The sequence below is a fragment of the Fodinibius sediminis genome, from assembly GCF_900182555.1.
Lineage (GTDB): Bacteria > Bacteroidota > Rhodothermia > Balneolales > Balneolaceae > Fodinibius > Fodinibius sediminis.
In genome coordinates, this window is the sequence record NZ_FXTH01000010.1 from 118,352 (window position 1) to 132,161 (window position 13,810).

At 50.6% G+C, this 13,810-nt stretch carries 15 protein-coding genes and 1 tRNA gene; 11 read left to right on the forward strand and 5 right to left on the reverse strand.

All coding sequences use genetic code 11. The features are described 5' to 3' along the window. Nucleotides 1-34: 34 nt before the first annotated feature. From FN808_RS12135 to FN808_RS12145, 3 genes are all read right to left on the reverse strand, one after another. Nucleotides 35-1,180: a FecR family protein gene (locus tag FN808_RS12135; RefSeq protein ID WP_142714868.1), complete on the reverse strand. Its 1,146-nt coding sequence runs from the start codon at nucleotides 1,178-1,180 to the stop codon at nucleotides 35-37. 436 nt (nucleotides 1,181-1,616) lie between these two features. After that, a complete protein-coding gene (locus FN808_RS12140; protein WP_142714869.1) occupies nucleotides 1,617-2,621 on the reverse strand; it encodes a sugar phosphate isomerase/epimerase family protein in 1,005 nt (334 codons plus the stop codon). Nucleotides 2,622-2,950: 329 nt separating this feature from the next. Beyond that, nucleotides 2,951-3,024, reverse strand: a tRNA-Met gene (locus FN808_RS12145). A gap of 175 nt (nucleotides 3,025-3,199) precedes the next feature. Here FN808_RS12145 and proS point away from each other — a divergent pair. From proS to FN808_RS12185, 8 genes are all read left to right on the forward strand, one after another. Further along, nucleotides 3,200-4,666 carry a proline--tRNA ligase gene (proS, locus tag FN808_RS12150; protein ID WP_142714870.1) on the forward strand — a complete coding sequence of 489 codons (1,467 nt, stop codon included), beginning with the start codon at nucleotides 3,200-3,202 and terminating at the stop codon, nucleotides 4,664-4,666. An 18-nt stretch (nucleotides 4,667-4,684) separates the two neighbouring features. Further along, nucleotides 4,685-5,359 (forward strand): hypothetical protein, encoded by a 675-nt coding sequence (locus tag FN808_RS12155; RefSeq protein WP_142714871.1) that lies wholly within the window; start codon nucleotides 4,685-4,687, stop codon nucleotides 5,357-5,359. A 4-nt stretch (nucleotides 5,360-5,363) separates the two neighbouring features. Then, entirely contained in the window at nucleotides 5,364-6,872 is a 1,509-nt protein-coding gene (locus FN808_RS12160; protein ID WP_142714872.1) for an NAD(P)H-hydrate dehydratase, read from the forward strand. After that, nucleotides 6,869-7,264 (forward strand): VanZ family protein, encoded by a 396-nt coding sequence (locus tag FN808_RS12165; protein WP_142714873.1) that lies wholly within the window; start codon nucleotides 6,869-6,871, stop codon nucleotides 7,262-7,264. The genes FN808_RS12160 and FN808_RS12165 overlap by 4 nt, the downstream gene beginning before the upstream one ends. Nucleotides 7,265-7,442: 178 nt before the next feature. After that, nucleotides 7,443-7,694, forward strand: coding sequence for a hypothetical protein (locus FN808_RS12170; protein ID WP_142714874.1), 252 nt, complete (start codon nucleotides 7,443-7,445; stop codon nucleotides 7,692-7,694). Beyond that, the gene (locus tag FN808_RS12175; protein ID WP_142714875.1) at nucleotides 7,682-7,846 is read left to right on the forward strand and encodes a TonB family protein; all 165 of its coding nucleotides are present in this window, start codon (nucleotides 7,682-7,684) and stop codon (nucleotides 7,844-7,846) included. Before FN808_RS12170 ends, FN808_RS12175 begins: the two co-directional genes overlap by 13 nt. A 260-nt stretch (nucleotides 7,847-8,106) precedes the next feature. After that, nucleotides 8,107-8,775, forward strand: coding sequence for an energy transducer TonB (locus FN808_RS12180; RefSeq protein WP_142714876.1), 669 nt, complete (start codon nucleotides 8,107-8,109; stop codon nucleotides 8,773-8,775). A 254-nt stretch (nucleotides 8,776-9,029) separates the two neighbouring features. Further along, a complete protein-coding gene (locus FN808_RS12185; protein WP_142714877.1) occupies nucleotides 9,030-9,689 on the forward strand; it encodes an energy transducer TonB in 660 nt (219 codons plus the stop codon). An 87-nt stretch (nucleotides 9,690-9,776) separates the two neighbouring features. Here the strand turns inward: FN808_RS12185 and FN808_RS12190 are convergent, their stop codons facing one another. Further along, nucleotides 9,777-10,196 (reverse strand): NUDIX hydrolase, encoded by a 420-nt coding sequence (locus FN808_RS12190; protein ID WP_142714878.1) that lies wholly within the window; start codon nucleotides 10,194-10,196, stop codon nucleotides 9,777-9,779. A 2-nt stretch (nucleotides 10,197-10,198) separates the two neighbouring features. Next, nucleotides 10,199-10,513: a DUF1844 domain-containing protein gene (locus FN808_RS12195; protein WP_246068348.1), complete on the reverse strand. Its 315-nt coding sequence runs from the start codon at nucleotides 10,511-10,513 to the stop codon at nucleotides 10,199-10,201. 142 nt (nucleotides 10,514-10,655) lie between these two features. On the opposite strand from FN808_RS12195, the gene FN808_RS12200 reads away from it, so the two are divergent. From FN808_RS12200 to serC, 3 genes are all read left to right on the forward strand, one after another. Continuing rightward, a complete protein-coding gene (locus FN808_RS12200) occupies nucleotides 10,656-11,264 on the forward strand; it encodes a 3-keto-disaccharide hydrolase (RefSeq protein ID WP_142714879.1) in 609 nt (202 codons plus the stop codon). 170 nt (nucleotides 11,265-11,434) lie between these two features. Then, nucleotides 11,435-12,643, forward strand: coding sequence for a DUF1015 domain-containing protein (locus FN808_RS12205; protein ID WP_142714880.1), 1,209 nt, complete (start codon nucleotides 11,435-11,437; stop codon nucleotides 12,641-12,643). A gap of 19 nt (nucleotides 12,644-12,662) precedes the next feature. Next, a complete protein-coding gene (gene serC, locus FN808_RS12210; protein WP_434084135.1) occupies nucleotides 12,663-13,745 on the forward strand; it encodes a 3-phosphoserine/phosphohydroxythreonine transaminase in 1,083 nt (360 codons plus the stop codon). Nucleotides 13,746-13,810 lie beyond the last annotated feature (65 nt).

The window sequence follows — 13,810 nt, forward strand, 5'->3', positions numbered from 1 at the left end:
TGGCATGAAATACACCGATTGCTGCGCTGGGTTTCTATTCCTCATTGCCATGGACAGGCCCAGCACCCGGCGGGTACCGCTCCAGATAAATCAGGGAGTCGGCCTGCCTGTATTTCAGATCCATTGCAACTGAAAGAACATCCAATACTTTCGAGAGCGGTTTCTTTTTGAAGGCAGCTGTAAATTTATGATCCAGGAGCCCGGGGTCGGCTACCTTGAAATCACGATTATAATACAGTTCCAATCTCCGGATTACTTCCCTCAATGGGGTAGCTTCAAATATCAGGTTCCCGTCCACCCAGCCCAGGTGGTATTCCATTGAGGCTGCCCTGACAGGTGTGGTCGGCAAAGCTCCTTCCCTTACCGCAGTGTATTCGCCCTTCCGTACAACAACTTCATTCCTTGAGCTGGTCAAGGATACTGTATCTTTGTCCCCCGAATTTGGCTCAGCTGTAACCGCTACCCTGCCCTCTGCCACCACCACTTCCACATCCACTTTTTCTGAGTAGGCACTAATATTAAATTCAGTTCCCAAAACCCGTACACTGGCTTTCGCTGTATGTACAATAAAGGGTTCCGACTCATTCCTCGCTACATCAAAATAGGCCTCCCCCTCCAATTCTACCTCGCGTATAGCCTCTCTGAATTGCGGCGGATAACGCAGCATGCTTCCCGAATTCAGCACAACCCTCGTTCCATCCCCCAGTGTAAGATTCAGGCGTTGCCCTCGGCCAACCTCTACTTCTTCCATGGCAGACGCAGGTGGTTCATTTCCTTTTTCCTCGGGCGCATAATAATGTGCTGCATACAGGATGCCGAACAGAAGAAGAAAGGCAGCAGCAGCACGGAATACCCACGGCAGGTACGCATGCTTTTTTCTCGGATATAGGGTATCAAGAGATCCTGTCGGCTGTTCTTCTGCCCGGCCGGTGTTGTCAAGGCGATGAATTTTCAGATGACTGGGGCGTGAAATACGCTCTGACAGCTTTGCCCATGCCTGATCTTCATTTTGCCAAAGATCCAAACGCCCTGCTATACGCCATGTCTCCTGTAGCTTCTCGAATTTTTCTTTATTCCCCCGGTCCTCCTTTATCCACTCCGCAACCCTTTCACGATCTCTCCAGGAACAATCCCCGGTAATGACGCGTATGATCTCTTCTCTGCTTACGGGCTGATCCATCTTATGGCTCTGAAATGTTTATTATTTGATCATTCTTCTATTCGTACTATTATAACGGCTAAAAATGGGTATACCACTACAACCGAAAGCCGCTTATTGCACATTCACAGATAATAGCTGCCCGGCAGGTGGCAAAGTACGGATCATCCCATGTTACGCCTACCACCAACGGAGGCAGAACCACGCGCCGCTTCCAAAGCTTCAGTACAGATCCTTCTCTCTTTTGCAGCAGGAAAAATATACCTAATACTATTGAAGAGGCAGTTTTCCGAACCAGCTATGGATATACAAACAGTACCAATTTTTCACCAACGTTTCCGGTCAACAACCCGTATCGTCCGTTATTTGCCCCTCTCCATACTGTTACAATATCCCCTTGCAACATAAAAAAAGCCGCATCCCTCCGGGAAGAAGAGATGCGGCTCAATGGCACTTGTTATTCCTTCTCCGAGAAAGCGGAATCGAAGGCAGCTGAAGGCGGCGAGAAATCGATATCCTTCACATACTGGCAGGATTCTTCCGCACCGAACTCGCGGTCCATGCCACTGTCTTCCCACTCGATAGAGAGCGGCCCGCGGTAGCCGATGCGGTTCAGTGCCCGGATAACCCGGTCGAAGTCGATGTTGCCACGGCCGATGGAGACAAAGTCCCAGCAGCGGTCCTCATGGCCAAAATCCAGATGTCCGCCAAAGACGCCAGCCCGCTTGCGCTCGTCCGACCACCACACATCCTTCATATGGGCATGATAGATGCGCTCGCCAAACTCGAGGATAAACTGCACGTAATCCACCCCTTGATAGCCAAAATGGCTGGGATCGTAGTTGAAGCCGAAGGCCTCGCGCCCGTCCAGGGCATCAATGGCCTGCTGCGCCGAAGAGATGTCGAAAGCAATTTCTGTCGGGTGCACCTCCAGTCCAAAGCGCACGCCCACCTCATCAAACACATCCAGGATGGGGTTCCACCGGTCGGCAAAATCCTGGTAGCCGTCATCGATCATGCCCGGTGTGTTAGGTGGAAAGGAATACATTTTTGACCAGATCTTACTACCCGTGAAGCCGTTAACCACTTCCACGCCCAGTTTCGAAGCCGCGCGAGCCGTATCCTTCATCTCATCGGCAGCCCGCTGGCGCACGTCTTCCGGATCGCCGTCGCCCCATACGTGTTCGGGCACGATCTCTTTGTGCCGTTCGTCAATGGGGTCACATACGGCCTGCCCCACCAGGTGATTGCTGATTGACCAGACCTTCAAATCATACTTTGCCAAAAGTTTCTTGCGCTCCTCACAGTATCCGTCTTCACTGAGTGCCTTCTGCACATTGAAGTGATCACCCCAGCAAGCGAGCTCCAGTCCGTCATAACCCCATGACGATGCTTTTTCCGCTAACTCTTCCAGCGACATATCGGCCCATTGACCGGTAAATAGTGTTACAGGACGTGCCATAGTTGGTAACTTTATTTAGTTAATATTTTCTCTTATTGGAATGTGGTTAGTCTCGCCTATTTGCTGTAAAATGTCAACCCGGAATGCCGTTCTTTTGGGGAAACACAGCAAGACTATCGCTTCCGCTGAACCTGCGTGAAGATCTCAGACGAACCATTGGCCAGGGGATGGGATGTAAGGAAGAACTTTCTTTTCCGTGCTCAAAGCCTGAAATATGATAATGGATAGGCCCCGTACAGTACATTAGAGGGGATCAGCAACCTTATGGTTCGTCGCCAAGCAAAAAATCCCTGACCAGCCGTTTACGACTACTCAGGGATTTTCCATTGTAGCGTGGGGCGGAATCGAACCGCCGACCTCCGGGTTATGAATCCGACGCTCTCACCAACTGAGCTACCACGCCATCGCGATCAAGAGTTGCCAAATATAAGGCATTTGAAAATAAATATTAAGTCTTTTTGCGATCTTTTTCGCATGACGACCACTTCTTTTTTTGAGGCTCTTCAATTTCATCTTATTTTTAGCATTTACATTTCAACACAGCTAAACCTTATTTCAACCAGCGCATAAACATTCTCATGGCTAAAAAAATCACTTCTAAATCTGAAGATTTTTCACAGTGGTATCAAGATGTAATCCGGGAGGCCAAGCTGGCCGACCACTCCCCCGTTCGCGGCAGCATGGTTATCCGACCCAACGGGTTTGCGCTCTGGGAAAATATGAAGGAGGCCCTCGACCAGATGTTCAAAGATACCGGCCACGAGAATGCCTATTTTCCTCTTTTTATCCCCAAATCGTTCCTCTCCAAAGAAGCTCAGCACGTGGAAGGCTTTGCCAAGGAGTGTGCGGTGGTAACTCACAGCCGGCTCAAAAGCGCCAACGGCGGCGTGGAAGTGGACCCTGAGTCGAAGCTGGAAGAAGAGCTGATTGTCCGTCCCACCTCAGAAACCATCATCTGGGACTCCTACCGAAACTGGATCCAGTCGTACCGCGACCTGCCCATCCTCATCAACCAGTGGGCCAATGTGGTACGCTGGGAGATGCGCACGCGGCTGTTCCTGCGGACGATGGAATTCCTGTGGCAGGAGGGCCATACGGCCCACGCCACCAAAGAGGAGGCAGTAGAAGAAACTCGCAGAATGTTGGAAGTATACCGTACCTTTGCCGAAGAATTCATGGCCATGCCGGTAATCACCGGGGTCAAAACAGAGTCAGAACGCTTTGCCGGTGCCGTCGACACCTATTGTATTGAAACGCTGCTGCAGGACAACAAGGCCCTGCAGGCAGGCACCTCACACTTCCTCGGCCAGAATTTTGCCAAAGCCTTTGACGTTAAGTTCCAGAGTTCCGAGGGCCAGCACGAATATGTGTGGGCTACCAGCTGGGGCGTCTCCACCCGGCTGATCGGGGGACTTATTATGACGCATTCCGACGACCAGGGCCTGATCATCCCGCCGAAGCTGGCTCCCAGTCAGGTGGTTATAGTCCCCATCTGGAAGAGTGAGGAAGAAAAAACCGGGGTGCTCGACTACTGCGGGGAAATCATCAAGGAGCTCAAAGAACTGAACGTGCGGGTGAAACTGGACGACCGCGAGAACATGAGCCCCGGCTGGAAGTTCAACGAACATGAGGCCGCCGGCATCCCGGTACGGCTCACAATCGGTCCCCGAGACCTGAAGAACAACAACGCTGAGCTCGCCCGCCGCGATACCGGCAACAAAGAAATTACCGACCGCCAAGGCCTGGCCCGGAAAGTCGCTGACCTGCTCACCACCATCCAGGATGAGCTTTTTGAAGCAGCACAGAACCGGATCGAGTCCAATACCCATTCTGTGGATTCCTACGAGTCATTTAAAGAGATCATTGAAAACGAGGGTGGCTTTGTCTACGCACACTGGGACGGCACCGCCGAGACGGAAGAAAAGATAAAAGAAGAAACCAAGGCTACCATTCGCTGCATTCCCCTGGAAGAAGGCGAGGAGGGCGAATGCATGGTAACCGGCAAGCCTTCCAGGCAAAAAGTACTTTTTGCCCGGGCATATTAAGAAAAAAGAGAGGACGCATTGGATCGGATATCAGTGGATAAAAGTGGTAAGGCGCCTCATCGCAGCGGGTACGGCGCGGCCCGGCTGATCTCTGACCTGATGAATCCCTTGCTGTTTCCTCCAGTCATGCTGGCGGTTACCGGCTGGTTACTTGGTCTTTCAACGGTCGCCATCGGCTCCCTGTTTGGCTTTGCCCTTCTTTTCTATTCCTTCATACCGCTGGCCAGCACCCTGTACCTGTACCGTTCCAAGCGAATCCGCTCGCTCGACCTACCGGACCGGAAAACCAGGAACCCGCTCTATCTGTGTTCGATCCTCAGCGCCCTTGCTGCTGTTGCTCTCAGCTTGGCAGCGGGTGTCCTCATCCCCACGGGTGTGCTGGTAATTACCATGGTGTACCTCCTGAACCTCATTGCCGGCTACCTCATCAATCTGCGTTGGAAGATGAGCATGCATGCCGCCGGCCTGGCCACTTCCGGAGCCATCCTTTTCTGCTTCTCCCTGCTCCCGTTCTACCCCTTTTCCCTCACCGCTGGTATTTTATCCTTAATAATCCTTTTGCTACTTTTACCTGTAACGATCTGGGCACGGTACCGCCTGAGTGTCCACTCGCTGCCCGAACTGTTTGGAGGCACAGCAGCCGGCCTGCTGTTAACTACAATTGAATTGGTTCTGCTCAACAACCTGTGGTGATATCATGCTGAATGCTACCCTGCCGCACTACCTGTTTACTGCATCCCAAAGCCGGGAGATTGACCGGCGCACCATTGAAGAAACCGGTATGGACGGCTTTACACTGATGGAGATCGCAGGCTTATCGGCTGCCAAACACCTGCTCGGCAGCGATATTAACCTCTCCCATGGCGTGTACCTGTGTGGAAAAGGCAATAATGGCGGTGATGCCATGGTGGTGGCCCGCTACCTCCTCCAGAACGAGATTGCAGCCACCCTCGTTTTCCTGAGTGGAACCGACAACCTCTCCCCCGACGCCCAGCGAAACCTCGAACTGCTGCAGCAATTCGACGATCATCATCGTATTGAGGTGTACGAAAGCTGGGACACCCTTGAACAGACAGAGCATTGGGACTTTATTATTGACGGCATGCTGGGCACCGGCCTCGACAGCAACCTGCGTGGTGATTACCTGGAGGCCGTTCACTGGGCCAACGAACAGGACCTACCGGTAGCTTCCATGGACATTCCGACGGGTCTGCATGCCGATACAGGACAGCTGATGGGGGCCTGCATCGAAGCTGACTATACCTTTGCTTTCGGGGGACGCAAACAGGGACTCTATTTGGAAGAGGGGCCCTTTCAAACCGGTTCCGTCCTCTACTGTGAACTTCCATTTCCCAATTCATATAAAGCACGCTGCGATACCTTTCTGCTCGATGAATCCTGGGTTTCCCTGGAACAGGCGCGCCCGGGCCGACACAAATACGCCTCCGGCGTACTCTATCTCATTGCCGGCTCCGAAGGACTTACCGGTGCCGCCATGCTGGCGGCACGCAGTGCCTGGGCCGAGGGACTCGGGGCTGTAATCCTGGTTTGTCCCCGTGGACTGCTGCCTGTTTACGAGATCGGTCTTCCCTCCATCATCAAAAAAGCTGTCGGCAATAAATCCGATGATTTTTTCAAACCGGACCACCTGCCCGAGGTGCTGGACATCCTCGAGGAAAAAGAGGGAGCCGTATTGCTTGGGCCGGGCATCGGGCGACAGGACGATACGGTTGCCTTCATAAACCGGTTTCTCCCGCGCAATCCCCGGAATACCGTCATCGATGCCGACGGGCTCTGGGCCCTTGCACAGTGGGAGCAGTGGGAGAAACCCCGCGGCAGCCAGTGGATATTGACTCCCCATCCGGGCGAGCTGTCGCGTTTTTCTGATAAGCCGATTAAATCAGATGCCCATCGCCTTCATTTTGTCCGGAACTTTTCATCGCGCCGGCAATTGACTATACTTTCGAAAGGGATGCCCGGAATTATCGGAACGTCATCAGGAGAATGCTATTTAACCAACTATGATACCCGGTATTTTTCCCGCGCCGGCAGCGGCGACGTCTTAGCCGGCAAAGTCGGGGCTTCCCTGGCACGCGGCCGTGCACCGGATGCCAGCTGTGCCGAAGGGCTGCTTAGAGGCAAGAAAAAACTGGATCACTACTTAACGAACGCAGACGATTTACCAGAACCGAGAGATTTTATATGAATTCCAACCCTTTCTATTCCTTCCTGTCGGACCGCAGCTACCTGTTGACGTCTGCTATTGCCATCTTAACAATTGTAACCCTGCTCTTGACCCTTCTGCCCGCAGAAACGTTTTCACAGAACGAAATCTGGAGCTATGACAAGGTTGGCCACCTGCTAATCTTCGGCACCTGGACCCTGCTGCTCGGCCTCAACCATAGCATCAGCCGGGCGGGCAACACGAATTTATGGATCATCTTCCTGCTCGGTATTTCCTTCGGCATTATCATCGAGATCCTGCAATACAGCCTGCCCAGCCTCAACCGCCATGCGGATGTTTATGATGTCGTATTCGATACGATTGGCTGCCTGCTCGCCCTCGGCGTGCTGAAAATAATCATTCCCAAAAAATAAATTACTCTTTCTTGATTCCCTTCATAATACATTTTTACTTACTATTAATTTAGTATTAATAAGTTAATATTATGATTGTATACCGAAAAGAACCATCTATCGTCCTGAAAACCATTATACTATCTTCCTGCAGGTAGCCTCCATAATCATCCTCCTGGGTTTCATCTTCATTGCCAGCATGGATATCAGGTCAAGCCGGCAGGAGGCAAATCTTGTCCAGGAGCAGGAAATAGTACAGATGGGGGGGAGATCGTCCAGACCCGCCAGTCCGAAAATACTGGTGGAAGTGCCCGACGATGATATTATCGAGGGCCGGGCGATCAACCTTGATGCGGCTCTCAGTCTGAATGAACCCCTCGAAATGCCCCCTCTGCTGGAGAAGAGGATGAGGAAAATTTCTTTATCGCTGTGCAGCATATGGCCAAAATGAAGGGCGGCCAGAAATGGCTTTATGAACGGTTAAAGTACCCGGATCGGGCGCGAAAAGCAGGTCTTGAAGGACGGGTGAGGGTACAATTTATCGTAACTGGGAAGGGCGATGTGGAAGACGCCCGGTTCATTCGCGGCATCGGCGGCGGGTGACAAGGCGACGCTGGATGTCATCCGGAAAACCTTCTTCTCACCGGGATATCAGCCCGGCAAGACCGTTCGGGCATAAATAGCCACGCCGTCTCTTTCGACTCAGAAAACAGCTGATAAATCACGATGGGCTATGAGAGACTGTCAGCAGCAAGTGTTAAAAAAACAATCAATTTTATTTGCTTTAAATATCTAATTATTTAAATTATAAACATAACTAATTTAAACAGAGCAATTATGAACGTTTAATTCCAAAATGAATTATGCCTCAGAAAAATAGCAGAAAAAAGCCTGAAGCAGACCTTCGCAAGTATTACACACTCTTCTGGGAGGTGGGTATGATTGTTGCGTTGTTACTTTTTATTGTAGCGATGAAGGTTGATTTCAGGTCGGAACAAGAAGAAGTGAATCTTATTCAGGAGCAGGAAGTGGTGGAAATGGAAGAAGTTATCCAGACTCAACAGCAAGAGCAGCCGCCGCCCCCGCCCAAGCCGCAGGTTCCCGTTGAAGTACCCAACGATGAAATTATAGAAGATCAGGAGATCAACCTTGATGCGGATCTCAGTCTGAATGAACCCCTCGAAATGCCGCCCCCTCCGGCCGCTGAAGAAGAAGAGGACAGTGAAGAAGATTTCTTTGTCGCTGTTGAGCAGATGCCGGAACTGATTGGCGGTCTTGCTGAGCTGCAGGGCAAGATTAACTACCCTGAACGAGCGCGTCGTGCCGGTATTGAAGGCCGCGTGATTGTTCAGTTTATTGTAACTGAAGATGGCTCCGTGGAAGATCCGAAAGTGATCCGCGGCATCGGCGGGGGATGTGATGAAGAGGCCCTTCGCGTTGTTCGACAGGCTAAATTCAAGCCCGGACGGCAGCGTGGAAACCCTGTTCGCGTGCAGTACAGCCTGCCCATTATCTATCGCCTGCAGAATTAACAGCCACTTATTTTAAAACTACTGGGACCTGCTTTAGCGGCAGGTCCTTTTTTTTTGGAGGCCATCATCCGACCGCGAACATGTTGCTCCACATCCCCTTCTCCCTTTTCATTTATTTCTCTATCCACCCCTAAATAAATTTCAAGAAAATAAATCCCCGCCTTTTTAGTTAAGAAATTAGAGATTTTGCATAATTATTTGTTTCATTAGCTAAACTCGAAAGAAAATTTCCCTAATACAACGCGGAGGTAATCATGCGTTACGAAAGAAAAAAACCTAAATCCGACTTAAGAAAGTACTATACAGTTTTTCTTCAGCTGGGGCTTGTCGCTGTATTGCTGCTATTTATCGTGGCTATGAAGGTCGACTTCAGATCTGAACAACAAGATGTAAATTTGATCGAAGAGCAGGAAGTGGTGGAAATGGAAGAAGTAGTCCAGACCCAGCAGCAGGAACAACCACCGCCTCCGCCCAAGCCGCAGGTTCCCGTTGAGGTGCCCAACGATGAAATTATCGAAGACCAGGATATTAACCTGGACGCCGACATGAACATGAACGAACCGCTTGACATGCCTCCTCCCCCGGAAGAAGAGGAAGAAGAGGAAGAAGAAGACTTTTTTGTCGCTGTTGAGCAGATGCCGGAACTGATCGGCGGTCTTGCTGAGCTGCAGGGAAAGATCAATTACCCTGAACGAGCGCGTCGTGCCGGCATCGAGGGACGGGTAATTATCCAGTTTATTGTAACCGAAAACGGTAATGTGGAAGACCCGAAAGTCATTCGCGGCATCGGCGGCGGCGCTGACGAGGAGGCTCTTCGCGTAGTTCGACAGGCAAAATTCAAGCCCGGACGACAACGTGGAAATCCTGTTCGCGTGCAGTACAGCCTGCCCATTATTTTCCGTCTCCAGAACTAATACAAACACTTTACAATAAAAAAGGACCTGCCCTACCGGCAGGTCCTTTTTTATATTGGTCATAAATCGGGTGAGACAATCAAAATCCTATAACGCCTCAACAGCATCCAGTACTTCCAGCAAATTTGGATATCCCACCTTGTGTTTGGCTTCGGTCAGCGAATGCCAGGCGACCTTCTGTATGCCCTCCCGACGCTCGGGCGTGAATGACACTTCACTTTCTGCAAGTTGCATAGCAAACCAATGGGTGGTCTTCCCAAACAAGACACCATCCTGTCGATATTCGTGATAGGTATCGACCAGGGGTGATAGGATTTCGGGGAGCGAGGAAATACCAATTTCCTCGGCCACCTCGCGCACAGCACACGCCTCAACACTCTCATCCTCTTCACGCTTGCCCTTGGGAAGATCCCAAACCCCCCGGCGAAATATCAGCAATACCTCGGGATCCGCCTTGCCGGCCTTGTACCGTATCAGAACACCTCCTGCTGCTGTTACTTTCTGCAAGGTTACTCCTGCTCCTCTTCCGCATCCTTCCCCGCTTCGTCGGCATAATTCATCCGCAGGTTGTTCAAAGTTTCGGCCAAATAGTTGTTGAGCTCTTTGGGAAGATTCCCCTCGGTATACTTCTGCAGCATCAAAAGGGTGTCTATGGCAAATTTCGCTGATTTCAGTTCACGCTCGACGTTACCGGTATTGGGGTTCTCAATCTTGCCCATTCCCATCATCGCTATCTGCTGATGCTGCTGTACAAGCATCATAAACAGCAACTGTTGCTGCTGTTCTTCCGAGAGATTCTCTTTGTCCATATTTATTTGATCCATAAACTACCGTAATCTCTTTTAACTATGATTAGTTTGAATCACATCGAAGCCAATCAAATTTGTAATTATTCCAATCATTCGATATCGTACTTCGATGTTGTATTGCAATTGAAATAGCAAAGATAAATTAATAATAAGAGTCATGAAATATTTTTTAATGATATGCTCGTTCCTGCTGTTGAGCATTCCCGCAAAAGCACAGGAATTCAAACCGCTGTTTAATGGAGAAGACCTCTCGGGTTGGACGGAACATGGCACCGAACGGTGGTATGTAGAAGACGGAGAACTCATTTGTGAGAGTGGGCCTGACAAAGAATACGGCTATCTCAGGACGAATGAAACTTACAAGGACTTTATACTCACTCTCGACTTCAAGCAGGAATCCAACGGCAACAGCGGTGTTTTCATACGTTCGAATCTGGAGGGTACCAAAATAAGCGGCTGGCAGGTTGAAGTTGCTCCCATGGGTTCGCACACCGGAGGTATCTATGAATCGTACGGAAGGGGATGGCTCATCCAGCCCAGCCCGGAAGACGAGAAAGCCCTCAAACCCGATGATTGGAACCATATGAAAATCCGGGTGGAAGGAGATGAAGTTACCAGCTGGCTGAATGGTACGCAGATGGTTCACCTGGAAGACGAAAAAATCGGGGAGGGCACCGGCTCCATTGCCCTTCAGATCCATTCCGCCACGCCCGGAAATGAAGTAAAGGTCCGATGGAAAAACCTGCGCATTCACGTCTTAGACTAAAATATCAGTTATAAACAGCTGCGAGCAGGTATGCGGGGATAAAGAGGGGCGGGAAGATTTCAGCCGGCCGCTTTTTTATCCCCATTTGCATTTTAATTATTGCCGTCAATCAAGTACCTTTGTTAGCTGTTTTATTACAACAATATTCAACCGTATATCATACCAATCGAATGGCCCATTTGCACCCTTTTAAGGCATGGCGGCCTACTCCCCGGGATGTAGAGGAGATCGCCTGTGTGCCCTATGATGTTATCAATGTCGATGAAGCGCGAACTCTGGCGGAAGGAAAGCCCAATAGTTTCCTGCATGTTATTCGTCCAGAGATTGATCTCCCTGAAGATACCGACCCCTACAATGATGCGGTCTATGAGAAGGGCGCTGAGAATCTAACCCAGTTGCTTTCCAAGGATATCCTGCAGCAGGAGGATGAGGCGTGCATCTACATCTATCGTCTTATCTGGAAGGGACGAAAACAGACCGGTATTTTCAGCTGCGTTTCGGTCCAGGATTATGATAATGAAGTCATCCTGAAGCATGAGTTGACCCGTCCAACCAAAGAAGATGACCGTACCCGTCATATCCTAACCCAGCAGGCCCATGCTGAACCCGTCATGATCACCTTCAAGGATGACGAGTCAACCCAGAAACTTATAGATGAGGCAGTCAAGGAAGATCCGCTGTATGACTTCGCCGCTTCCGACGGCGTGACCCACAAACTGTGGAAAGTAGAAGAAACAGCCCCCTTTGAAAAAGCTTTTGAGGATATTCCCAAACTGTATATTGCTGACGGTCACCACCGCTGCAAGAGTGCCTCCCGGGCCGCCGCGGAAGAACGTCAGAACAATGACAATCACACGGGATCCGAAGAATATAATTTCTTCCCCGCCGTGGTCTTCCCGATGTCGGATATGCATATTATGGCCTACAACCGGGTTGTGCATTCCGTGCCGGAGGGATTTCTGGACCAGCTCAATGAGAAATTTGATCTCCGCGCCGGGGCAGACCCTGAACCATCCTCCAAAGGAGACTTGTCTATCTATATTGACGGGCAGTGGTATGGAACCACCCTGCCGATTGCTGACAACCCAAACAGTGTAGAGAAACTGGACGTACACCGGCTGCAGGAATTCCTGCTTGATCCCCTGCTCGGTATTACGGATCCCCGTCGCGACAAGAATATCTCCTTTGTAGGCGGTATCCGGGGAACGCAAGAGCTGGAGCAGCTCGTTGATGGCGGAAAGGTTGACATGGCTGTAAGCATGTATCCCACAAGTATTGAAGAACTAATCAATGTATCTGACGAGGGGCTGCTTATGCCTCCGAAGTCAACATGGTTTGAACCCAAATTACGATCCGGACTTCTTGTCCACACTTTTTAATCCAACAAAGACTCTTTCTATTATGAATCGTGTTCACAATTTTAGCGCAGGTCCTGCTATCTTGCCGGTAGAGGTCCTTGAGAAAGCAACAGAAGGATTGCTTGAATATCAAAACAAAGGCCGGTCCATTGCTGAAATGAGCCACCGGAGCGCCGAATATGAAGCCATTGACCAGCAGGCTAAAACACGCCTCACCGAACTTCTTGGACTGGGTGACGATTTTGAAATTATGTTCCTGCAAGGCGGTGCCAGCTCACAATTTATGATGACGCCCTACAACTTCCTTCGCGAAGACCAGACCGCCGACTATATTGATACCGGTCGATGGTCCAACAAGGCCATTAAAGAGGCGAAGCTTTTTGGAAATGTGCACCGTCCCTACAGCAGCAGTGACACCGGCTATGACCGGGTTCCCGGCGATGATGAGCTTGAACTGAGTGCCAATCCCGTCTATGTGCATTTCACTTCCAACAATACCGTCGCCGGTACGCAGTTTGCCACGGATCCGGAAACCAATGGCGTACCCCTCGTTTGCGATGCCTCTTCGGATTTTCTTTCCAAGCCTATCGATGTTTCGAAATACGGTATTATTTATGCCGGTGCCCAGAAGAATGTAGGACCGGCCGGCGTAACCATTGTCATCATCCGAAAGGATTTCCTGGCCCAAGCCGATACCGAGAATGTGCCGACTATCCTGCAGTATCAGACCCATGCAGAAAAGATTTTCAACACCCCTCCGGTCTTTAATGTCTACATGGTCAATCTGGTACTGGAGTGGATCCAGGAAAAAGGCGGCCTGTCCTACTTCAAAAAGTACAACCAGGAAAAAGCCGCCCTGGTCTACGATGAGATAGACAGGGATGATTTCTATCGCGGAGCAGTCCAGAAAGATTCCCGGTCACTGATGAACGTGACCTTTCGCCTACCCTCGGAAGAGCTTGAACAGCAGTTCCTGGAAGAAGCTGAAAAGATTGACCTCTATACCCTCAAAGGTCACCGAAGCGTGGGCGGTATCCGCGCCAGCATCTACAATGCATGTCCGCGTGAAAGCGTCGAAACGCTGGTCAATTTTATGGCTGACTTCCGCTCCAACAACGGCTGATGCGTCGCCGGGCAAAGCCTAATGGCATGCGGTAAGACAATTATCCTCTGCTGCAACAGGCCGGG